This window comes from Paenibacillus sp. FSL K6-0108 (assembly GCF_045040695.1).
Taxonomy (GTDB): Bacteria; Bacillota; Bacilli; order Paenibacillales; family Paenibacillaceae; genus Paenibacillus; species Paenibacillus pabuli_B.
The window spans coordinates 6,472,250-6,493,700 of sequence record NZ_CP150288.1; the positions used below are offsets into that span (position 1 = coordinate 6,472,250).

Below are 21,451 nucleotides of genomic sequence, written 5' to 3' on the forward strand. Positions count from 1 at the left end.
TACGCCCCCTCTTTACAACAGCTGGCGAATAAGCTCAGCTGCCCGCTCAGCGCCTCCCAAATGCGTAGCAAACACGCTTTCCTTGAGCGCTGAAGCTTTGTCCATATCGCCGTTAGTCATCATGGCACGAACGGTTTCCGCCAGAGCAGAACCCGTAACCTCTTCCGGGGGCATCACTCGGCCACCGCCGACCTCTTGCAGCCGTCGGGCGTTAAACTCCCGTTCCGCCCAGGTGGGAATTATCAGTGATGGAGTCCCCGTCAAAATGGTCGTCATGCAGCTTCCATGTCCACCATGGTGGATCATGACATCGCTGTATTCGGCGGCCAGCACTCCTGACACATATGAAGTGAAATGCACATTGGGCGGTACTTGGATCTTATCCCCTTCTAACGGATTAAACCCCGTAGCAATCAAAAGCTCAGTCGAAGTGTCACCCAGCGCTTTTACTGCTTCCCTGAAGATATGGCTGCCACTCTCCACGCCCCACTCCACGAGTCGACTTGTGTAAACGAATACACGAGGAAGCCTGTCGGCACTAGACTTCGTCAGCCAGTTTGCCGGCATTCCCATTTCGTTCGTATCTTTCCATACCACGGGACCGACGTATTCAACTGGGATCGACACCTCATCGAGATCTACCGGATCAAACTTCGGTATGCTGGGGAGGAGGGCTAGATCACCAGCCAGAAACGAAAGCAGATGGTCAGCCCGTTGCAGACCATAATCGTCCAACACACCATTCAACACTCCTGTGACGTCTGGCACGTCTCCAATCGACCCGTCTTTGGATGCGAAAGGCATTCCGCCTGGAAGTGTACTGGACTGATTAATTGAGACAAGTGGAATGCCTAACTTGCGAGCAATGAACGCTGCCGGGACGCTGGAATCGGAAATGACGAGGTCCGGTTTGAAGCTGGCAGTCACCCGTAGACGGGCTTCAAGCTCGTTTCGCATATAATCAGGATCTGAGTACCCCATCATGGACAAGAAGTGATTCAAATCCGTGAAGTTCGGATGAAACACTACTCCCCTAGGAGCAGGGATCTCCGGGATGGGTATAAAAGTAAACCCCATCCGCTGCATTGCAGCTCCAGCATTACCCCAGATTGTGAATGCCACTTCATGCCCCATCTCTCGTAACTTTAGAGCAATAGGAAGACAACGATTCACTCTTCCCATGCCAGCCATCATGCCGATAAAAATACGTCTTTTCTTCAACAAAGCATCCTCCATCAGTTCATATATTTAGGGAAATATGTCTAGGCCTGAGCATATGCTGCCAACACCTGCTCATACAGTTCAACGGCATCCCAACGCGGCCTCGTGTCAGTCCCGACGGCTGCAACACGATGCTCTGGAGGGGACCACACACCAATTTCCGCTCCATTAACGGAGAAAATTTGACCCGTAATCTTGCGGCTGCGTGGCAGGCATAAAGAGAGAATCAGCTCAGCCACCTCCTCCGGCGACCCCACCTTCCAATAATCGGGAAACAATTCACCAGTGGTTTCGGAGAGATGTTTTGCCCTCTCGATATGCGGCGACGTCATATCCGTAAGGGCCGCCGGAGCTACCGCGTTCACATTGATTCCGTATGACTTAAGCTCAAGCGCAAGCGTCCATGTCATGCCAACCATTCCTGCCTTGGCGGCACTGTAATTCATCTGCCCGACCTTTCCGGTCAAACCCGCCACTGAGACCATATTGATGATGCATCCTTCCCTTCGCTCCCTCATGCCTGGCAATGCTGATCGGATGCAAGCGAAGGCTCCCTTGAGATGTGAATTCAAAACAAGATCCCACTCTGCTTCATTCATCTTATGGGCCATCTTATCGTGAACGACCCCGGCGTTATTCACCAATATATCGAGCTTGCCGAATTCGCGAAGAGCCTCCGTTACGATGCGTTTCCCACCGTCCATCGTTTCAACCGACTCAACGACCCCGATAGCCGTACCGCCCTGATCCCGGATCGCCTGAACAACGTCCCAAACCCGTCCCTCTTGTACGCCATTGACGATAACTTTGGCGCCTTCCTGTGCCATCCGCATCGCGGCTGCCCGGCCAATGCCCCGGCTGGAGCCAGTAACGACTACGACCTGTCCCTCTAGCAACAATGCCAATTCCTCCTATTCGCATTTCTCCCACAACGACGCAAGCCCGATCCCACCACCGATGCCCAGTGTGGCGATTCCGCGAGACACCTGCGTTTGTTTCATCTCACTGAAAAGGCGGGTGACCAGAATTGCTCCTGATGCCCCAAACGGATGCCCCAGTGCAAGTGCCCCTCCTCCTACGTTGACGATGTCGACTGGTATTTGCAGTTCTCTCAGAGATGCCAGAACTTGCGAAGAAAATGCCTCATTAAATTCAACTATATCAATGTCATCCATTGCGATCTGATTGCGGCTCAACAACTTACGTACTGCGGGAACTGGACCGATACCCAAGTAGTTCGGATCAACACCAGCCGACGCACTGTCGATAAATTTCATTACGGGTTGGAGTCCCAAGGATATCGCTTTTCTCATGGACATCATCAAGACGATAGAAGCCCCATCATTTAATGGACATGCATTTCCAGCCGTCACCGTCCCGTCCCGTTCAAAAGCAGGAGGCAACGCAGCAAGCTTCTCCAGTGTCGTATTCTCGCGAGGGCATTCGTCTGTATCAACGATTCTCAGCTTTCTATCCACCATGATAGAAAACGGAACTATCTCGCCTTGGAAACGCCCGCTTTGGATCGAAGCAACCGCTTTTCTATGGCTCTCAAGAGCATACTGGTCCTGATCGCTTCTAGTAACACCATACTTTTTAGCAACGTTGTTGGCTGCGGTGCCCATATCGGGGTCTCCTATACAATCAGGACTAAACCTTGCACGAGTAAACACTTGAGGTGTCATACTCCCGTATAGGGACAGCGGTTTCTCCAGCTTCCAGGGGGCGCGGCTTGTGCTCTCCACACCACCCGCCAGATATACTTCTCCAGCACCTGATTGAATCAGCCTTGCCGCCAAATGAATTGCCTCGAGGCCCGATCCGCATTGACGGTCAACAGTCACTCCGGGTACCTCTACGGGAAGATTAGCTTGCAAAGCGGATAATCTGGCAATATTGCCTCCTGGACCCACCACATTTCCCAGTAGAACGTCATCGATGTCTCCGGGGGGAATCGGAATTTCTCTTAAAATGGCCTGAATGACTTCTGCCGCCAGCATCTCCGGCGGCGTCTCCTTGAACACACTGCCGTATTTACCTATTGCGGTCCGCTTCGCCGAGAGAATCACAGGGATCGACATCTCGCTCATATTTCTAATCCCAGTAATCCACTAATCTTTGCTCGCGAGATTTTCCCACTTGTCGTATATGGGAAAGCCTTCACCCGAATAATTTCCTTTGGACATTTGTAGCTGGCAAGCTCGCGACGGCAAAACGAGACTATTTCATCATCACTAGCCTCGGCCCCCGCTCTGAGCTTTACGAGGGCAGTCACCTTTTGTCCCCAGTACGGATCCGTTATTCCAACGACCGCAACCTCCTCGATTGGATCATACATTGACAGCACCTTCTCAATTTCCTCCGGATATATATTAAGCCCACCGCTAATAATCATGTTTTTCTTCCGACCGACCAGATACAAATATCCTTCAGAGTCACGTTTGGCGAGATCCCCTACCGTTGCCCACTCCCCATGAACGACCTGTTTTGTCTCTTCTTCGTTGCCGTAATAACCTGCAAAGATCATCGGACTCTTCACATACACTTGCCCTACCTCGCCTTCTTCCGCTTCCGTATTGTCCACCTTACGAAGTGAAATTTCCACACCGGTAAAAGGCTTACCGATGGAATCCGGTTTTTTCCGGTTGCCCTCCGGGTCCAGCACGGTGACGAAACTTAGCTCGGATGCACCATAAAACTCGTATAATCCTGCATGTTCAAAGAGCTGCGTTACCTTCCGCTTCGATTCGGCCGTCCATTTATCACCGGACGTAATGAGCGATCTGACTGTCGGTGAGACAGAAACTGAACCACGAGTGGTAAATTCTTTGTAAAGGGCCTCAAACATTGTGGGCACGAGGTAGAGGTGGGTAATCGGATGTGATGCTATCGTCTCCAGGACGAACTCCGCTCGAAACTTGCTTGTCAGATGGAATGATCCACCGATATACATTGTTTGGATGGCTGCATACAACGTAAGGGAATAGACTAAAGACCCCGGTGCAAATACATGATCTTTCACGTCATGTCCGAACGTCTCGCATGCATATGAGAAGCTATCGATCCAAGACTTCTGAGTACGAAGAAATCCTTTGGGGCGCCCAGTCGTTCCCGAAGTGTACCCCATATAGAATAAGCTCTCTTCCGCAGAAGAACGCTGCGATTCAGCCACTTCCCCCAAGTGAGGACGAGGCTTGTTCACATCTATAGGTATCACCCTCGATAAGACCGGAAGATTTTGTATTCTAGGGAGCAACTCCACATCTATTACAAGCACACAAGGCTCGCATTCGCGGATAACATCGGCCAAATTCTTATCGCTCCAGTTGGGATCAAACACAGCTGCACATAGTCCGATCTTCGTAGCTGCAAGGAAGAATTCGATCATCGTGGAACTATTGGTCATCAACAAACCGACAAGAGGCATGCTCCCCTTGCCAAAATCGTCCTCGCGGGCAAGGAGTTCATGGGCTGCTACCTTTATACCGTTGTATAACTGCCCGTAGGAAATCTGCCGTACATCCTCAAAAATTGCAATTTTCTCAGGATATTGGGCAGCGTGCATCCGTACTGCTTCAGCTAGTAACATCATCTCACCCTCCTTAATGGGTTAACTAAGCGGTGTAGCCGCAAACAACGTTTCACCTGTTTTCACCAGGTACAGCCCCTTTTCGGATACGCGAATATGTGGCAAATGTGAAGCCGTCAGAAATAGCAAGGAATACAAAGGATCGGTGAAGCGGTAACCGTGGGCACGCATCTTCTGGTTAAGCTGATCCACACGAGTACCAACCGACTCCATCCTCTCTAAACTCATAGCTCCACTCAATGGAAGGGGGATGTACACCTTCTCTCCATCAACGAAATACACCAAGATGCCTTCCCCGTGAAGTTGAAGCTCCCGAGATGCTTCGCACATTGCAGACGGCGAGCGTCCGAGCAGGAGCGTGTCGTTCGACGCGTTGTACGTGCTCGCCAATGCCTCAACACCGGTTGCGAAGCCCTTAATTCGAGTGTTTATCATCCAATCACCGTTGGCATCCAGCAGTGTCATCCAGTTTTCATCTGTTTCCAATTCTGAACGGAGATCAAAGTGGTATGGCTTCGTAATGACATCGTTGACAAGCTCGATCCCGGTATCTGTCTGGATTTCCATCTGTTCCAGCCTTAAGTTAACGAACGTTCGTCGGGATGGAAAGACCTTGCGAAGCCATGTGGATATCGCTGTATCGTCGGGCTCCGATACTCGCCGCCAATTGCGGACCACCCACTCCCCTCGTTGCATGACATGCAGTGGTACAGGTTCGTTAATGGAGGTCAGGACGTTCAAGCAAGCCAATCTGCCTGGCGCAATCCCACCCAAGTCTTCTTCCAAGCCATAATAGACCGCGGGATTTAAAGTAGCTAGACGATAGGCCTCCGCCATGGGTATTCCTGCTTCCAGGCACATCTTGATCATGCTGGCGGAGCTCGTTTTCTCCACAAGGTTCGGTGACGGACCATCGCTGGTAAGCATCATTCGATTCAAGTTGAATCGTGAATCATGGCCCATCCCCTTAAGGATGTCAGGTAAATCCGGACGGATCGAAGAGTATCGAAGGGCCACGTAAAGTCCGGCTCGCAACCGCTTGAGCACATCTTCTGCATGGAGTGATTCATGATCTGCCCCGATACCTGCTGCAGCCATGGCGCTGATTTTTTCGTAGGATACCCCCGGTAAATGACCTTCCGCCCTCATCCGGTGATGCCGCTTCGCAAGATAAAGCCTTTCAATTAATTCTTCATCGCCTTGGAGCAGCTTCGGCCATTCTGTTAACTCCCCGCACTGTATCACTCGATTATGCTGCAACCACGCCTCCATGGTCGATTGGTCGACCAGATCGGGCCTGTCAATGTTACACCACCACAGGAACATATGACTGCTCTCCTGCTCCAGCTTCTCGATGAACTGCAACGCATCATTCCCTAGAAGCATAAGTAAAGTCAAGTTGTCGTTAATCGACAGAACTGTGCCATCTCGAAGCAGAGCCTCTCCCCAAGTAAACGGATTATACATTTGGCATGGATGGGCGTGGGGTTCAATATATCCAGGCACGATAATATGGCCGCGTTCCAGTTCAACTACTTGGGTGTTAGAAGATATGGGCAGTTCCTTCGGTCCCACGTAGGCAATGCGACTATCAGACAGATAGATATTCGCTTGCTCGACTTCCCCGGTGTATACGTTCAAGTATGATACCTGCTTCAGCCACACCGTCGCAGGTTGATCGCCCATAGATACCGAAATAAGTTTGCGATATTCATTGATATTCATCGGGTAAATTCTCATAGATTACCTCACCTTCGTAGTACAAACAGCAAAGCGAAGCAAAGAATGGATACAGCTATTACCTTATAGTCCAGCTTCTTGAGGGATAACGTTCTCAGCTGCGTCCGATTCATTCCGGGGCTATAGCCGCGGGCCTCGACTGCTAGCGAAGCACTTTCGGCTTTCTGGAACGACAACAGCAAAATGGGCACCACGATGGGAATAAAACTCTGCAGCCGCCTTACTATATTGCCGGAATTAAAGCTGACACCTCTTGCGCGCTGCGCCTTCATAATCGTATCCGTCTCATTGATAAGGATTGGGATAAAACGAATAGTCCACGAGATCATCATTGCAATTTCCTGTGTAGGGACACCAAACCGCTTCACGGGATTCAACAATTCTTCGATAGCCTGAGTGAGATCGCTCAGTTTCGTTGTGAGCGTCAACAAGGAGGCTATGACAAGAAGAAGAATGATTCGAATGGCAATGCTGCCTGCTTTGACGACACCTTCCTCGTAGATCGTAATTGCCCCAGCCTCAAACAACAATCGATCCCCTTGAGTCAAGAAGATGTGAAACAAAGATGTAACCAGGACGATCAGCCACGCAGGTTTTAACCCCCTGATAATATAGGAGGCTGGAATTTGTGATACAGTTACCACGCCCACGACCAACGCCGCGGACAGTGCATACGAAATCCACGATTTTAGCAGCATGACTGACAGCATAAAGAGAAAAACGATCGTAAGTTTGGCTCTCGGATCAAGTCGGTGAATGATGGAGTCGCGATGAATATACTGACCAATGATAAATGATTGAGATAAGGACATAACTATAATTCCTTCCTTTGGAAGCAATCCGCGATATACTTTAAAATCCATTCCTTCTTCGTTGATTTCAGCTCCAACGAGGTGTTCAATTTTGCGTTTAAGGCTTCAACGAGTTGGAGCGCTTGGGGTAACTTCAGCCCCATATCATTCAGCTCGTTTCGGTATTCAGAGAATAACGTCAGCGGATCTGTTTTGGTTTGGACCTGGCCTCGTTCGAATACAACCACCTCATCGGCATATTCAGCCACAATCTCCATATCGTGTGTCACCATAATGATCGTGCGTTCCTTTTCCTGCTGCCAGGAGCGGAACAGTTCCATAAGTTGTTCTTTCCCTTCCGAATCCAGCCCAACAGTCGGTTCGTCGAGAATAAGAACCTCCGGGTCCATAGCCAACACGCTCGCAATGGCGACTCTCCGTTTCTCCCCACCACTGAGTTCAAAGGGGGAGCGCTCGCAAAATGATTCGTTTAGACCAACCTTGCTCAACGCCTCTAAACATTTACTTCGAACCTTTTCTGCAGGCCAACCCAAATTTTTGGGCCCAAACGAGACATCCTTTAATACCGTATCCTCGAACAGCTGATGCTCCGGTAATTGAAATACAATGCCTACTTTGTCGTAGAGGACCTGTGCTCGCTTCTTGCCGTTCGTAATTCGAATTGATCCGATTTCGACCGTTCCGGCCGTGGGTTGCAGAAGCCCGTTAATTAGCTGTACGAAGGTCGATTTTCCTGAGCCTGTTCTTCCGACGACAGCAATGATGCGGTTACTCCCCATAGTGAGTGTGATATTGTCCAAGACATTATTTTGCAGTGGCGTCCCGGAATGATACATAAAGGAAACCTCTCTTAGCGTAATTTGCATAAATCAACCACCAAATCTTCCAGAGTTAGTGATGAGGAAAGCTGGAGCCCTTCCCGGCGCAATGTCTCTCTTGCCTCCACGACAAACGGGGCAGCTAAACCGGGAATTCGCCGGTATTCGTTCTGGAACAACTCTTCCGGTGTTCCATCGTAACAAATAGCACCCTGGTCTAGCACAATGACTCTTGATGCCGCTGCAATCTCCTCTACGTCGTGCGTGATCGTTACAATCGTAATACCTTCTTTGTGTAGTTCCCTCATAAGAAGCGCGATCTGCTCCTTGCCTTCCGGATCCAGCATCGAGGTTGATTCATCAAAAACGATAACTTCGGGCTCCATGGCAAGAACACCCGCAATAGCAATACGCTGCTTTTGACCGCCTGATAACGAATAAATGTCCGCATTACGGTAATCCAACATGCTTACCTGTCTTAGCGCCTCTGTTCCGCGACGCTCGATATCGCCAGTGGGAACGCAAACGTTCTGCAAACCAAAAGCAATATCTTCAAACACCGTAGAGGCAACAATCTGATTCTCAGGATTCTGAAAGATCATCCCGATCCTCTGGCGAATGATGCCTAAGTCATCTTCATTGGACGTCGCATAATTTTTATAGGTTACTTGGCCCGCCGTAGGGCGGAGCAGTCCGTTCATTAACCTTGCAATGGTGGATTTCCCTGCTCCGTTCCTTCCGGCAAAAGCCACATATTCCCCAGGATTAATTCTCAGGCTTATCTCATTCAACATTGTTGCACGGTTCGCATAGCCGAATGTTACATTTGAAAATTGGATCACAATTGTCCCTCCGTCGCTAAAGCGCGATTTACTCAGAGAAGCGCTTATGGAATCGAGTCCTGATCTAAATAAACGGTTGCTTAAATCCGATACATCTTGTTCTTCATATTGGGACGTCGATTAAGCCCTTGGAGCTTGGCTCCTGGTCTCCTGAATCATCGTAGGACTTACCTTGAGGATTCTAACGGCAATGAGTGAAGCAAGTACGGCTTTGAGCAGATCTCCTGGAATGAAAACAAGGTTGCCTATTGCTGCCTTTGCAATCGGTACATCCGTGATAATGGATAGGAATGGAACGCCGACAGCATACACAACTAAGATTCCTCCAACAACGTTGCTGAGGAGAAACTTCCAGAATTTCATGCCTGTAGTGGATGTGCGTTGAACCATGAATCCAATTACGAATGCCGCTACTGGATAGCTAAGAACATATCCGCCTGTAGGGCCAATCAGAACGGATAAGCCTCCCCTGCCACCCGATAACAACGGTGCCCCCAAACCAATGAGAATGACAAAGAGTAAGAGACTTAATCCTCCCAATCTAGCGCCAAGTATGCTGCCTGCCAGCATGACGCCCAGTGTCTGCACCGTAATAGGCACTGGAATAAACGGAAGAGGAATAGGCGGTAAGAGCCCCAGTACTGCGATAACTGCTGCCATAATCGCCGTAAACATCATTTCTCTAATCTTCACAAAAAATTCCTCCCATATTAATAGAATGGTTATCTCTGGAATATCAATTCAGTGGTGTAGTATGTATTAACTTAATAAAAGAACCTTTCCAAGGATGCTTGATTCAGCGGCTGCAATGGCCTGTTTCACATTGGTAAGCTCATACGTCGGCCCAATGTTTGCCATCAATAGTCGGCCGTTCCGAACTAGCTCAATCACTTCATTGAATACCTGTTCCCACCGTTCTTGCGAGCATCGCTCTACCCAGTGCTTCAGCCAAAAGAGTTTAACTTTAACTTGCGTTCCTTGAGTGGCTTCATGCCATATCGGGGCGATGCCTGAGAGAAGTCCGACGCTTATTACCGTGCCATGAGGCCTTAGAAAACTTACGAGCCGCTCTCCGTCTGTCCCTCCGATGCAGTCGACAGCAGCACTAGCACCACATCCCTCCGTTATTTCTGCAATTCTCTCCTGCAACAACTCTTCCATCGTATTCAGGACAGAATATGCCCCGAGGCGATATAATTCAGCAGTATGGCGATCATTCCTTGTAAGCGCAATCATACGGAATCCCAAAATTTTCGATAACTGTGCAAAAATTCGCCCGATTGCGGAACCACCCGCATTGACGATTAAAGTATCCCCGTACGTAAGCTGAAGCATATCCATACAAATCAGCCAAGCGGTTATCGGGTTAATGTAGATCTGACTTGCCGACTCGTCATTAATTTCATCGGGCACGAAGATCGCATGTCGATCCAACGTTTTCACTACTTCCTGCCACGTGTTCTCGCCTTTCAGCGGCAAGACGCGTCGACCCAACAGTTGAGTGGATACTCCCGGCCCTACCGCCTCCACTACCCCAACTCCCTCGAACCCAGGTACAGCTGGCAATACCGTCCGGTGCGGATATGCACCTCGGACGGGGATGACATCTGAGGGATTAATGGGCCGAGCGCGCATCCTTACCGATAATTCACCGGGGCCGGGGGGCACCAGCTCCTTCTCCTCTATGCACAGTACTTCGCTCGGGTCGCCAAAACGATAATAACGTATAACCTTGGCCTTCATTATTTTATTTCAACTCCTGAATTCATTTTTTCATAGATAACAATAGAAGTATAAACATGATACGCCATAAAATGGATTCCAGCTAACGCAAGAAAGTGAAGGAAGAACTACGCTGAGTGAACTTACACCATTCTGATGAAGAACAAGCTACTCCCATGGAGTAAGGTGCGTCCGATTCCAAACAGTATAACAAGTGACGCAAATGGTTCATGATTCTCAGTTATGGATTATGGATTTAACTATGCAACCGAATGAAATTATATTTATGTAGGAAAACACGGCTTACTGAAGAGGGAGTAGTGGAAATTCGTTTAACTGGCGAAAACTGGTACAAAACAACAATATCATTGGAATATTTTACATGCAACAACTTATTATGACGTATACCAACTTTTTTTATCTTTTGTGTATTTCGTTAGATTTTTTTCGACAAAAATAAATCAAAGAACCTGACGGGAAATCCCCGCCAGGCTCAGGTAACTTGCGATGTATTATAAGGAGTAAATGAGCGCCTCATAAGGACGCAAACGAACGGTGCCGTTTCTAACCTCATCGGAGGTTGACCGATCCAGATTGCCAATAATTAAGCGGGCATTCGTGGTTCGATCAGCGAAGGAAGCAGGCAGACGATAGGACTGCTCCTGGTCCGAATGATTGAGCATAACAAGCCATGTCTCTCCATCCAGACTGCGGCTATATGCATATACATGCTCTTCCCCTGCCGATTGGTCGCGATAATCTCCATAGACCATAACCGCGTGCGTTTTACGCAGGGCAATCAGCTGCTGGTAATATGCAAATATGGAGTCCTGCGCGGCCAAATCCCGCTCCACATTAAGCTCTTCATAGTTGGGGTTCACCTGCATCCACGGCTGCCCTTCGGTAAAACCGGCGTGCTTGCTGCCATTCCACTGCATTGGTGTACGGGAATTATCTCGGCTCAGCGGCTGAAGACTTCGGAGCACTTCAGCCGGAGCACGGCCTTTACCGATTTCTTCCTTATATTTGTTCTTCATTGCAATATCGTGATATTCATCAATGGAAGAGAACCGGACACCCGTCATGCCGATCTCCTCTCCCTGGAATACATACGGTGTTCCCGGAAGAGTATGAATCATGGTCGCCAGTTGTTTGGCCGATTCCACGCGGTATTGTCCATCATTGCCGTACCTCGAAACCTGCCTTGTGTGATCGTGATTGTTCAGGAACTGGGAGTTCCAACCTTCATTACGGAACGCTTCATACCAGCTCTCCTGAATTTCCTTGTACCGTGCCAGATCCCAAGTAGGCATGTCATCCGCCACCTGGAAATGGAATAACGTATGCAGCTCTTTCCGGTTATCCCCCACATACAGAAGGCCATCCTCTGGTGTAACAAACGGAATTTCTCCCACGGTCATAATGTCATAATGCTGGAGAACCTCCCGATTCATTTCCTGCAAATATTCATGAATGCCCGGATTATTGCCCAGATATTCAATATGCTCCGGATGCTCCGCATCTGGGAAGCCTTCCAGCTTGGCGAGCAGATTAATGACATCCATACGGAAGCCGTCAATGCCCTGATCCAGCCAGAAACGCATCATCCGATAGATCTCCTGACGCAGTTCAGCATTTTCCCAATTCAGATCAGGCTGCTCCTTCGCAAAGGAATGGAAGTAATACTCTCCCGTTCGCTCATCGAAAGTCCACGTTGACGGTTCAAAATAGGAGCGCCAGTTGTTCGGCGGTCCATCCGTCTTACCCGGCTTCCAGATATACCAGTCCCGTTTCGGATGATCGACAGAAGAACGCGATTCTTCAAACCATGCATGCTGCTCTGATGTATGATTAACCACCAGATCCATAATGAGCTTCATGCCCAGTGCATGGACCTTGTCCAGCAACTGCCTGAACTGCTCCATCGTTCCGGCTTTCGCCATGATGCGGTAATAATCCGCTATGTCATATCCGTTATCTTTGTCCGGCGATTCATAAATGGGATTAAGCCAGATGACATCTATCCCCAGACTTTTGATATAGTCGAGCTTGAGCATCAAACCTTCCAAATCCCCGATGCCGTCCCCATTCGCATCCAAGAAGCTTCGCCAGTAAACCTGATACACCACAGCTTCTTTCCACCATGCCCGGTTCATGCTGTATCTCCCCCTTTCTTGCATATTTTGGTTTATTAAACTTCTTTCAACGAGTTCTCTCTCAACGTGCTCTCCAGAAAAGATAACGTCAGCTGTGTCGTATCCTTCAACACCACATTCGCACCTGAACCTTTAAGCACAGCTTCTTCGCCAATACCCACAGCGATCATGCCTGCGGCTTTGATGGCCTCAATACCGGCTTGCGCATCCTCGATGCCGATGCAGGCTTTAACGTCAGCACCCACTTCTTCCGCGCCGCGCAGGAACAGATCAGGTGCTGGTTTGCCGTGTGGTACGGAATCCGGATGAACCACATAGCTGAACAGTGAGTCCAACTCCAGCGCCTTCAGAATTTGAGGAGCATTTTTGCTCGCCGAAGCGATCACCGCAGGAATACCGGAGGCTTGCAGTTCCATCAGCAATTCCCGAATTCCAGGGTAAGTGTGCTCTGGTGTCAGCGAGTCCAGCAGCGAAACGTAATGTTTGTTTTTACGCTGTGCGAATTCTTCCTTTTCCTCAGCCGAAAACGCATCTTCCTTGCCACCCAGACGCAAAATGCGCGCCAGCGACTCTCCGCGGCTAATGCCCTTTAACTGCTCGTTGAACTCCCGATCAAACGGAATATCCAGCGATTCCCCCAGCTTTTTCCACGCTACATAATGGTACTCCGCCGTGTCGGTAATGACACCATCCAAATCAAAAATAACGGCTTGAAGTGCTCCGTTCCCTTTCATCTTTCCGTTCCTCCCCATGTCATTGCTCTATATGAGTTCAACAAAAAACATTTACAGTTGCCATTCAATTTGTTTCTCGCTGCTTTCCCGTCTTTCGCCCTTCCAGTCCAGAACAACCGTCCAGCCCGAAGGGTTCGAAATGCTCGCAACCCGTTTGCCCTCACGGGATTCAAAATGAATATCGAACTCTGCATCGCCTACCATTAGATGCTCCAGACTGCATGTTTTGTGTTCCCATGCCTGCGGCATATCAGGTGATAAGATCACACGACGATGCTGTGCTTCCGGTTGAACGCCGAAGAAATGTCGTACCACAGGTACAGCCAGTGCATAGATGGTCCACGCCTGCACGACACAGCCGTAGTCCGGGGACATCTCCGAGAATGAACCCGGCAGTACACGTGAGAAGCTTTTCCCCATCCGGCGCAGTAAATCGAGTGCGTGATCCGGATGCCCGTACGCCGCTTCTGCAACCGCATGTGCTCCCGTAGAGATTGTCATCGTGCCCTGTTGATACATGGCAGCAAGATACGTACCATATTCGCCGATGAAATCGCGATTTCGCATCGCTTCGAGCGCACGCTGTGCTTTGTCCTGATCAGCAATTCCTGCTTCCATTGGAGTGACAATGACCCAGTTTTTGTTCAGCAGCCAACCGCGGTCTTTCTGATTCTCGCCTGCATCGGCCAGCAATCCTTCCACGTACTCCCGATAGTCTGTGATTCCTTGCTTTTCAGCGAGAGAAACCATATAATCCACCTTGGGTACAATATCGGAAATAGGTGCAACGGCATCCGTATAGAGACTGTCTTTTTCAGACCAATACACATCATTCACCGCACGTACCGCTTGTTCGGCCAGTTTTTGATAGGTCTGGTGCCGCTTCGTTTCACCCAAATAGAGACTCATGTGCTCCAGCGCCTGAAGAGCCTTCGCTGTATATACGGCACTATCAATCAGTTCCATATTCAATCCGGCAATCTCAATGATGCCGTAACCGGAAGGGAACAGGTCCCCATCCGGGTCCATCTCACCCAGCAGCCAGTCGATTCCCTGGACACAGTAGTCATAATGCTCGCGCAGAAGTGCATCGTCTCCGGTCCACAGGAACATTTCCCATACAAAGGCGATATAGTGTGCCGTTTCCTGCGTGTTGCCGCGATTAGATACGGCTCCCATGGTGGTCACTTCATGCACAAAACGTCCATTACCGTTCGCTTCCTTGGACTTCTCCAGCAACAGATTAAGCGTATCCCGCACCAATTGATGGTCTCCTGTAGCAAGCACACCCTGAAGTGCATACGTACTGTCACAGCCGAACCACCACGGATACGTGGGTCCACCTGCCGTCAATCCGCGACCGATTCCGTCTACTTGCTGCACCAGCCACTGATTATTGCGCTTCACCCAGGCAAATTGCTCGTTCAACTCATCTTCGCCTTCAATAGTCAGTACTGCGCGCTGATCCAACTTGTCGTAGAGCTGCTGCTTCTGCTCTTTCAGACTGACGTGGTCACGTTCGATGGTTGCATAAGTCTGCTCACAGGCTTCACGGGACGACTCCGAACCGGCAACAAATAACCGGAAGCGAAACACATCCTTCTCCTCCAGCGTGCATTCGGTTATAAAAGAAATGCCTATTCCCTTGCCTGCCGTCAGTTCCGGTCCGTAAATTTCAGGACCAACTGTCGTTTCCGTTCCAGGCAGGTCACTTCCAATCATGGCGTACCAGTCTTGGGTATCATCTTTGACGATGACTTTGCGCGAAGTAATGGCTTCTGCCTTTTCGCCCGCTCCTGGGATAATTCCGATCTCATCGGAATACCACACTGGACGGAGATCGGTACGTGACAGCAGCTCCAGCTTGAGCCGAGTTGTTCCTTTGCCGTAAGCGCTGATCTCATATTCTGCGACCATTCCTTTTTCATAATCAGGGGCAAACTGACTCCGTTCGATAGATACCGGAATGTGGCTCAATCCGTGATCATAGTCGAACCGGCTTCCTCCCCACGACTCGCTGGTGAATCCGTCGGCCCTTGCCCATACGGCAATGTTGCGATCCAGATCAGTTACCTTCAACCAGAAGCCGTCCAGCAGCTTGATCGGATGCAGCCATACCCCGCCCATTTCGTTAGCCATATGATGCCCAAAATCGGGAAAGTATCCGTCCTGAGTACCGCAAATTTTTACATATTCACCTGCGTTATAATACAAATTAAAAGGATGTCTGCTTGTTAATGTGGCCATGGTAGTCCTCCTCTGCGGTTTGGCTTACCGCTTATCTCTTCTACTAATACGGACGATTAGCCCTTGATTGCAGAAGAGATGGAAATGCCTTCAATAAAGTATTTTTGTGCAACAAAGAATACAATGAGTGGTGGAAGCATAATCAGCATTGTTGCAGCCATTAACATGTTCCATTCCACGTTATACAACCCTTTGAACATGGACAATCCGAGAGCCAGCGTATACTTTTCACTGGAGTTCAAATAAATGAGCGGTCCCTGGAAGTCATTCCATACGCCCATAAAGGTAAAGATGGAAACAGCAATCAGCGGCGGCATGGACAGCGGCAGCATGATTCTCATGAAAATCTGCATTTTGTTTGCTCCGTCCACGAAAGCGGACTCATCGAGATCACGCGGAATACCGCGCATGAACTGACGGATCAGGAAGATGTTAAACGCTCCACCCCCGAAAAATGCAGGGATAATGAGTGGTAAAAATGTATCAACCCAGCCGATTTCCTTGAACATGATGAACATCGGAATCATCGTTACCTGCGAAGGCAGCATCATCGTCGCCAGCAGAACCAGGAACAGTGTGCGTTTGCCGCGGAAGTTAAACCGGGCGAAACCATACGCACATAGGGCAGACGAGAATACGGTACCGACTAATACCGGAATCAGAATAATCAGCGTATTTTTCAAAAATGTAAAAAACGGGATGGCCAGAACGGCATTTTTATAGTTGGACCACATCCATACAGCCGGGAAAAAATCATCTTTGAACACCTCGGCAGGTGTTTTAAGAGACGTTGCAAACGTCCATAACAGCGGGATCAGCACGACGGCCGCACCAGCAATAAGGATGAGCATAGAAAATAGTTTCGAGTATACCGGTTTCCGTGTCGTTGCTTGATTCATCATTTGTCCTCCTCTCAATCCTTTTCGTTATCGCCCTGGTAATAGACCCACATCGAAGAACTGCGGATGACCAGCAGCGTAAACGCCAGAATGATGATGAACAATACCCAGGAGAGTGCCGAAGCATAACCCATTTCGAAATCGGTAAATGCTTTATTGTACAGATACAGGTTATAGAACAAGGTCGAGTTCAGCGGTCCCCCGTTGGTCATCACAAATGCCTGTGTGAAATACTGGAATCCGCCGATAATCCCCATAATCACGTTGAAGAATACCGTTGGAGAAATCATAGGCAATGTGATGTTGAAAAACCGTTGAAACGGTCCCGCGCCATCCAGATTGGCAGCTTCATACAGCTCTTCGGGAACCCCCTGCAAGCCGGACAAATAAATGATGATTGTGTTGCCGACGCCCCACAAGCCCATGACAATCAGTGCGCCCAGCGCATAGCTGGGGTCTTGAAGCCAAGCAGGTCCCTGCACGCCGAATAAGGCAAGCGCCCGGTTCAGAATGCCGTATTCCGGATTGAAAATCATAATCCACATCATCGATGCTGCTACAGCTGGAATGATGGATGGCATGAAATAAATCAATCGGAAAAATTTCATCCCTTTATTCCGCATATTCAGCAGCAAGGCGATCAACAGTGACGCCACTTGATAGAGCGGTACAGACACCAGAGCAAAAATGAAGGTAACTTTCAACGACTGATAGAACAGCTCATCATGAAACATCGTTTTGAAGTTATCCAGACCGACCCATTCAATCGATTGTACGCCGGTAATAATATCCCATTTGCTAAAAGCGAGCAGCAGGGAAAATAACATTGGACCAATGGTAAAGAGCAACAAGCCTATAAGCCAGGGCATTATGAACCAATACCCGGCACGCTCGGATTTAGAATTACGCATAGCAGCCTCCTTGATGAAGAGGGTGAATCAGCATGGCCGCCGACTCACCCGCATGGTTTTTACTTGATTTTGCTGTCAACGTTCTTCGCAGCTTCATCCAGAGCGCCTTTGACATCCTGTTTGCCAAGCAGCACTTTTTCCAGCGCCTTGGTGAATTCTTCAACAAACACAGGTCCGTTTGTAGAACGCATGGTTACCGGTTTTTTAGCATAATCCATCATTTCGATGACCGGTTTGTCTGCTACTTCTTTGGCTTTGACTTCGTCCAGTTCTTTCACAGTCGCTGGCAATACTTTACCGTTTGCAGAGCGAAGCTTCTGTGCATCTGTACCCGAGAGCCATTTCACCAGTTCGTAAGCTGCTTCTTTATTTTTACCGGCTGCGTTGATCGCCCAACCCGCACTTGCGATAATGCTTGAACGAGTACCGTCCGTATTTTGTGGAATCAGTGCAGAACCATATTGAACATCAGATTTGTCGAGATCACCTTTGATCCAGCGACCTGTAATCATCATAGCGAGCTTGTCTGTCATGAACATTGATGAATCTCCGCCAAGTGTTTCGGAATCCAGTGGCGTCGGGGATACACGGCTATCTCCTTGAGACCAAGAGACGTATTTATCCATTGCCGCGATCGTTTTTTCACTGTTCATGTAGCCTTCCGCAGCTGTTCCATCCTCATTCGCGATGTCTGTACCGTTATCCCACAGGTACGTATAGATCGGATATTCCCATTTGCCTGCGTTGAATCCGAACTGAGTATATTTATTGCCATCTTTTTTAGTCAGTTTTTGTGCAGTTGCAATCATGTCATCCCAAGTCCATTCATCTGTTGGATAAGGGATTCCCGCTTCATCAAACATGCGTTTGTTGTACCACAGAGCAAGTGGGTTGAAATCTTTAGGCAAGTAGTATTGTTTGCCTTCAATTTTCATATTTTCAATGAGATCCTTTTGGAAAATATCCAGATTAAACGCAGTGTCTTTGCTCAAATAATCATCAAGCGGCTCAATGACACCTTTATCAACGTATTTGTAGTAGTCGCCTTCACCAACCAGGAATACGTCTGGTGCCTGACCTGCCGCCAGGGATGTGGTGAGTTTTGTTCCATAACCTTCACTTGGAATAGGTTCGAACTTTACTTCGATATCCGGGTGTGCAGCATTGAACTCTTCCGCAAGCTTCACTTCATCCGCACCGGAGTTGACATCTCCCCACACGGAGAAGGTTAGTTTCACCTTTTCTCCTTTTCCACCTTCCGCATTGTTGTTTCCCCCTGATGAAGAACACGCAGATAATACCAATACCAAAATCAGCATCATGACCAAACTTGCAGACCCTTTTTTCATTTGATTGACCTCCCACATGGATTTATATTAAACCAAGGTTTGAAACCGTTTGCTGAAAGTAACTTGCTTTCCGGACAGCAGGAGAGAAATTTCTTCCTCTGCATCACTATCAATTAGAATACCCTCGGACGTGATAGTGATATGCAGCAGCTGGTTGTGCCAGTAGAGCGGGAATTTCAGACTGCTCCAGGACTCAGGCAGCTTCGGATCGAGATGCAGCTGGCCATCCAACATGCGAACTCCGGCGAATCCCATCACAACGCATTCCCATATTCCGCCCAGAGAAGCTGAATGGATGCCTGCATCCGAAGAGTGCATGTGCGGACCCAGATCAATCTCGGACGCACGACGGAACAGATCATATGCGAGCGAACGATCACCGAAATCACTGGCAAGAATACTGTGCGTCGACAGGGACAATGAGGAATCATGCAATGTTTTTTCCTCATAGTAATCGTAGTTGGCACGTTTGATATCGGGTTCGAATTTATTCTCAAGCAGGAAGAACAGCATCATGATGTCAGCCTGCTTCGAAATTTGCATTTCACCAACCTGATCCAGGTTGTAGTCATTAAAGATGCTGGCGACTTTCGTCTGATTTTTATAAGGGGTAAGATCAATGACTTTCTTCTGCAAGTAAGTATCATCTTGTGGAATAAGTCCTTGTTCATTCGGCCCTGGCAGATACATTTGATCCAGCTTGTTCCATGCTTCCCGAGCAGATGTCAGGTCAAGCTTCGCAGACAATGCCTGAAGCAACTCGGGTTTCTCCTGCTGAAGCTTTTCATAATATTGAATGGCGAGCTCCATGTTGAAGTGAGCCATATGGTTGGTGAACGCATTGTTGTCCACATGTTCCTTATACTCATCCGGTCCAACAACCTCATTGATGTGATAGCGGCCTTTGGACTCATCCCACTCCAGACGGCTTGCCCAGAACGTTGCTGTATCAAAAATGATCTCGTAACCATATTGATCCATAAACGCCTCATCACCTGTAGATTGCACATAATGCCAAACGGCATAAGCGATATCAGAAGTAATGTGCTGTTCAATGAAGCCGGACCAAATCTTCGTCTGTTCTCCGGTTACGATATCTACATCTCCCCATACCGGTGTAACTTCGCCATCTTCGATCCATGCTGCTTCCCACGGATACATGGCTCCTTGGAATCCGTTCTCCTTGGCCTTGCTTCTGGCTCCATCCAACCCCTGATATCGATATTCCAGTAAGGATCTTGCGATTTTGGGATTGCTGTAGATGAAGAATGGAAGGATGAAGATTTCCGTATCCCAAAAGGAATGTCCCTTGTACCCTTCACCACTTAACCCTTTCGCCCCGATTCCCATGCGATTATCATGTGCCGGTGTCATAATGACGAGGTGATAGATGGCGAAACGGATGGCAAGCTGGTCATATCCACTTGTGCTGTCCACTTCAATGTTGTACGTGGACCAGGTGTCTGCCCAAGCGTTAGCGCTTTCACGAAATAGCTGATTATACCCTTTTTGAGCCTCTTGCTTCAGCTCCGTCAGCGCCGATTCACGCATCTGCTCCAGTGAATATCCACCGTCTCTGTAAACCAGATCACGGCTGGTATGCACGTTCGAGATTTTTTCCAATGTTACCGATTGTCCCGCTTCCACGGTCACTGTTCCTTCGATGCCAACCTTGCGGCGTCCCATCGTTTGACGCAATTCCGGCTCAACCTTTTCACCATTCAGCTGCCAGTGATGCACTGTATTGGTTACAAAATCAATAGCCGATTGTGTCGTCGTTGACGTCATTTGAATATAAGTCTTTTCAAATATCCGTTTTTCGCCTTCCGTGAAATGCTGTGCACCCGAGTTCGTCCATTGTCCATTAATACCGGATGCAATGTGAACACGTGCCTGACCATCCAGTGGCTTGATGCTCACCGATGAACCAACCAGATGACGGTTGCTCAAGGAAACAAAGCGACGGAATTGAAGTTCAAAGCTTTCTCCTGTTGGGCTCTGCCACACCACGTTACGAGTGAGCTCACCGTTTTTGAGATTCAGTTGACGACTGTAGCTGATCGTTCTTCCTTTTTCCAAGCTGAAGTTTTCCCCGTTCAGGGTGATTGAAAGCTCCGTCACATCTGCTGCATTTGGGAGTTCTGTTACTTCATGTTCATCAAACTTATTGAAGGTTCCAGCTACGAACCAATTCCGCACCTGTCCAACATAATTCTCGTCCGTTGCAGAGCGAAGTCCCATGTAGCCGTTTCCAAGTGAGAGAACAGCTTCGCCTTTCCCTTGATGAGCCGGATCAAACCCGGTTTCAGTTACCAGCCAGTTACTCCATTCTCCTTGTCCTGCATCGTATTTCAGCAATGTGTATTCCCCCTATGTCTATCTTATGTGGTATCCGAAACGTTTTGGATTTG

17 protein-coding genes are annotated in these 21,451 nt (G+C 48.8%); all 17 read right to left on the reverse strand.

Annotation, left to right across the window (positions count from 1 at the left end):
• Window positions 1-12: 12 nt before the first annotated feature.
• The 17 genes from MHB49_RS29475 to MHB49_RS29555 all read right to left on the reverse strand — a co-directional run bounded on the left by MHB49_RS29475 (window position 13) and on the right by MHB49_RS29555 (window position 21,398).
• On the reverse strand, window positions 13-1,221 hold the full coding sequence (locus MHB49_RS29475; protein ID WP_405153963.1) for a glycosyltransferase: 1,209 nt from the start codon (window positions 1,219-1,221) through the stop codon (window positions 13-15).
• Window positions 1,222-1,262: 41 nt separating this feature from the next.
• Window positions 1,263-2,120, reverse strand: a complete 858-nt coding sequence (locus tag MHB49_RS29480; RefSeq protein ID WP_405153964.1) for an SDR family NAD(P)-dependent oxidoreductase — start codon at window positions 2,118-2,120, stop codon at window positions 1,263-1,265.
• Between the two features lie 12 nt (window positions 2,121-2,132).
• Window positions 2,133-3,302, reverse strand: coding sequence for a thiolase family protein (locus MHB49_RS29485; protein WP_405157269.1), 1,170 nt, complete (start codon window positions 3,300-3,302; stop codon window positions 2,133-2,135).
• Between the two features lie 5 nt (window positions 3,303-3,307).
• The gene (locus MHB49_RS29490; RefSeq protein ID WP_405153965.1) at window positions 3,308-4,813 is read right to left on the reverse strand and encodes an AMP-binding protein; all 1,506 of its coding nucleotides are present in this window, start codon (window positions 4,811-4,813) and stop codon (window positions 3,308-3,310) included.
• An 18-nt stretch (window positions 4,814-4,831) separates the two neighbouring features.
• Window positions 4,832-6,535, reverse strand: a complete 1,704-nt coding sequence (locus MHB49_RS29495) for an adenine deaminase C-terminal domain-containing protein (RefSeq protein ID WP_405153966.1) — start codon at window positions 6,533-6,535, stop codon at window positions 4,832-4,834.
• Window positions 6,536-6,558: 23 nt separating this feature from the next.
• On the reverse strand, window positions 6,559-7,362 hold the full coding sequence (locus MHB49_RS29500) for an energy-coupling factor transporter transmembrane component T family protein (RefSeq protein WP_405153967.1): 804 nt from the start codon (window positions 7,360-7,362) through the stop codon (window positions 6,559-6,561).
• Window positions 7,363-7,364: 2 nt separating this feature from the next.
• On the reverse strand, window positions 7,365-8,228 hold the full coding sequence (locus MHB49_RS29505; RefSeq protein WP_247899413.1) for an energy-coupling factor transporter ATPase: 864 nt from the start codon (window positions 8,226-8,228) through the stop codon (window positions 7,365-7,367).
• Window positions 8,213-9,022 (reverse strand): energy-coupling factor transporter ATPase, encoded by an 810-nt coding sequence (locus MHB49_RS29510; protein ID WP_405153968.1) that lies wholly within the window; start codon window positions 9,020-9,022, stop codon window positions 8,213-8,215. Before MHB49_RS29510 ends, MHB49_RS29505 begins: the two co-directional genes overlap by 16 nt.
• A 120-nt stretch (window positions 9,023-9,142) precedes the next feature.
• Window positions 9,143-9,715, reverse strand: coding sequence for a biotin transporter BioY (locus MHB49_RS29515; RefSeq protein ID WP_405153969.1), 573 nt, complete (start codon window positions 9,713-9,715; stop codon window positions 9,143-9,145).
• Window positions 9,716-9,781: 66 nt separating this feature from the next.
• Window positions 9,782-10,765, reverse strand: coding sequence for a zinc-dependent alcohol dehydrogenase family protein (locus tag MHB49_RS29520; RefSeq protein WP_405153970.1), 984 nt, complete (start codon window positions 10,763-10,765; stop codon window positions 9,782-9,784).
• Window positions 10,766-11,256: 491 nt separating this feature from the next.
• Entirely contained in the window at window positions 11,257-12,900 is a 1,644-nt protein-coding gene (locus tag MHB49_RS29525; RefSeq protein WP_405153971.1) for an alpha-glucosidase, read from the reverse strand.
• 35 nt (window positions 12,901-12,935) lie between these two features.
• A complete protein-coding gene (pgmB, locus tag MHB49_RS29530; RefSeq protein WP_405153972.1) occupies window positions 12,936-13,634 on the reverse strand; it encodes a beta-phosphoglucomutase in 699 nt (232 codons plus the stop codon).
• Between the two features lie 51 nt (window positions 13,635-13,685).
• Window positions 13,686-15,881 (reverse strand): glycogen debranching protein, encoded by a 2,196-nt coding sequence (locus MHB49_RS29535; protein ID WP_405153973.1) that lies wholly within the window; start codon window positions 15,879-15,881, stop codon window positions 13,686-13,688.
• Between the two features lie 56 nt (window positions 15,882-15,937).
• Window positions 15,938-16,780, reverse strand: coding sequence for a carbohydrate ABC transporter permease (locus tag MHB49_RS29540; protein ID WP_179265769.1), 843 nt, complete (start codon window positions 16,778-16,780; stop codon window positions 15,938-15,940).
• A gap of 14 nt (window positions 16,781-16,794) precedes the next feature.
• A complete protein-coding gene (locus MHB49_RS29545) occupies window positions 16,795-17,691 on the reverse strand; it encodes a carbohydrate ABC transporter permease (RefSeq protein ID WP_247899420.1) in 897 nt (298 codons plus the stop codon).
• Between the two features lie 59 nt (window positions 17,692-17,750).
• Window positions 17,751-19,040 carry a sugar ABC transporter substrate-binding protein gene (locus tag MHB49_RS29550; RefSeq protein ID WP_247899421.1) on the reverse strand — a complete coding sequence of 430 codons (1,290 nt, stop codon included), beginning with the start codon at window positions 19,038-19,040 and terminating at the stop codon, window positions 17,751-17,753.
• A 27-nt stretch (window positions 19,041-19,067) separates the two neighbouring features.
• Complete coding sequence (locus MHB49_RS29555; protein ID WP_405153974.1) at window positions 19,068-21,398, reverse strand: glycoside hydrolase family 65 protein; 2,331 nt, start codon at window positions 21,396-21,398, stop codon at window positions 19,068-19,070.
• Between the last annotated feature and the right edge of the window lie 53 nt (window positions 21,399-21,451).

What these genes read in the sequence shown, in the direction of transcription:
- MHB49_RS29545 (WP_247899420.1), bottom strand. Translation starts at nt 17,691, where the DNA reads ATGCGTAATTCTAAATCCGAGCGTGCCGGGTATTGGTTCATAATGCCC.
- MHB49_RS29525 (WP_405153971.1), bottom strand. Translation starts at nt 12,900, where the DNA reads ATGAACCGGGCATGGTGGAAAGAAGCTGTGGTGTATCAGGTTTACTGG.
- MHB49_RS29485 (WP_405157269.1), bottom strand. Translation starts at nt 3,302, where the DNA reads ATGTCGATCCCTGTGATTCTCTCGGCGAAGCGGACCGCAATAGGTAAA.
- MHB49_RS29495 (WP_405153966.1), bottom strand. Translation starts at nt 6,535, where the DNA reads ATGAATATCAATGAATATCGCAAACTTATTTCGGTATCTATGGGCGAT.
- MHB49_RS29505 (WP_247899413.1), bottom strand. Translation starts at nt 8,228, where the DNA reads ATGCAAATTACGCTAAGAGAGGTTTCCTTTATGTATCATTCCGGGACG.
- MHB49_RS29490 (WP_405153965.1), bottom strand. Translation starts at nt 4,813, where the DNA reads ATGATGTTACTAGCTGAAGCAGTACGGATGCACGCTGCCCAATATCCT.
- MHB49_RS29535 (WP_405153973.1), bottom strand. Translation starts at nt 15,881, where the DNA reads ATGGCCACATTAACAAGCAGACATCCTTTTAATTTGTATTATAACGCA.
- pgmB (WP_405153972.1), bottom strand. Translation starts at nt 13,634, where the DNA reads ATGAAAGGGAACGGAGCACTTCAAGCCGTTATTTTTGATTTGGATGGT.
- MHB49_RS29540 (WP_179265769.1), bottom strand. Translation starts at nt 16,780, where the DNA reads ATGAATCAAGCAACGACACGGAAACCGGTATACTCGAAACTATTTTCT.
- MHB49_RS29550 (WP_247899421.1), bottom strand. Translation starts at nt 19,040, where the DNA reads ATGAAAAAAGGGTCTGCAAGTTTGGTCATGATGCTGATTTTGGTATTG.
- MHB49_RS29500 (WP_405153967.1), bottom strand. Translation starts at nt 7,362, where the DNA reads ATGTCCTTATCTCAATCATTTATCATTGGTCAGTATATTCATCGCGAC.
- MHB49_RS29520 (WP_405153970.1), bottom strand. Translation starts at nt 10,765, where the DNA reads ATGAAGGCCAAGGTTATACGTTATTATCGTTTTGGCGACCCGAGCGAA.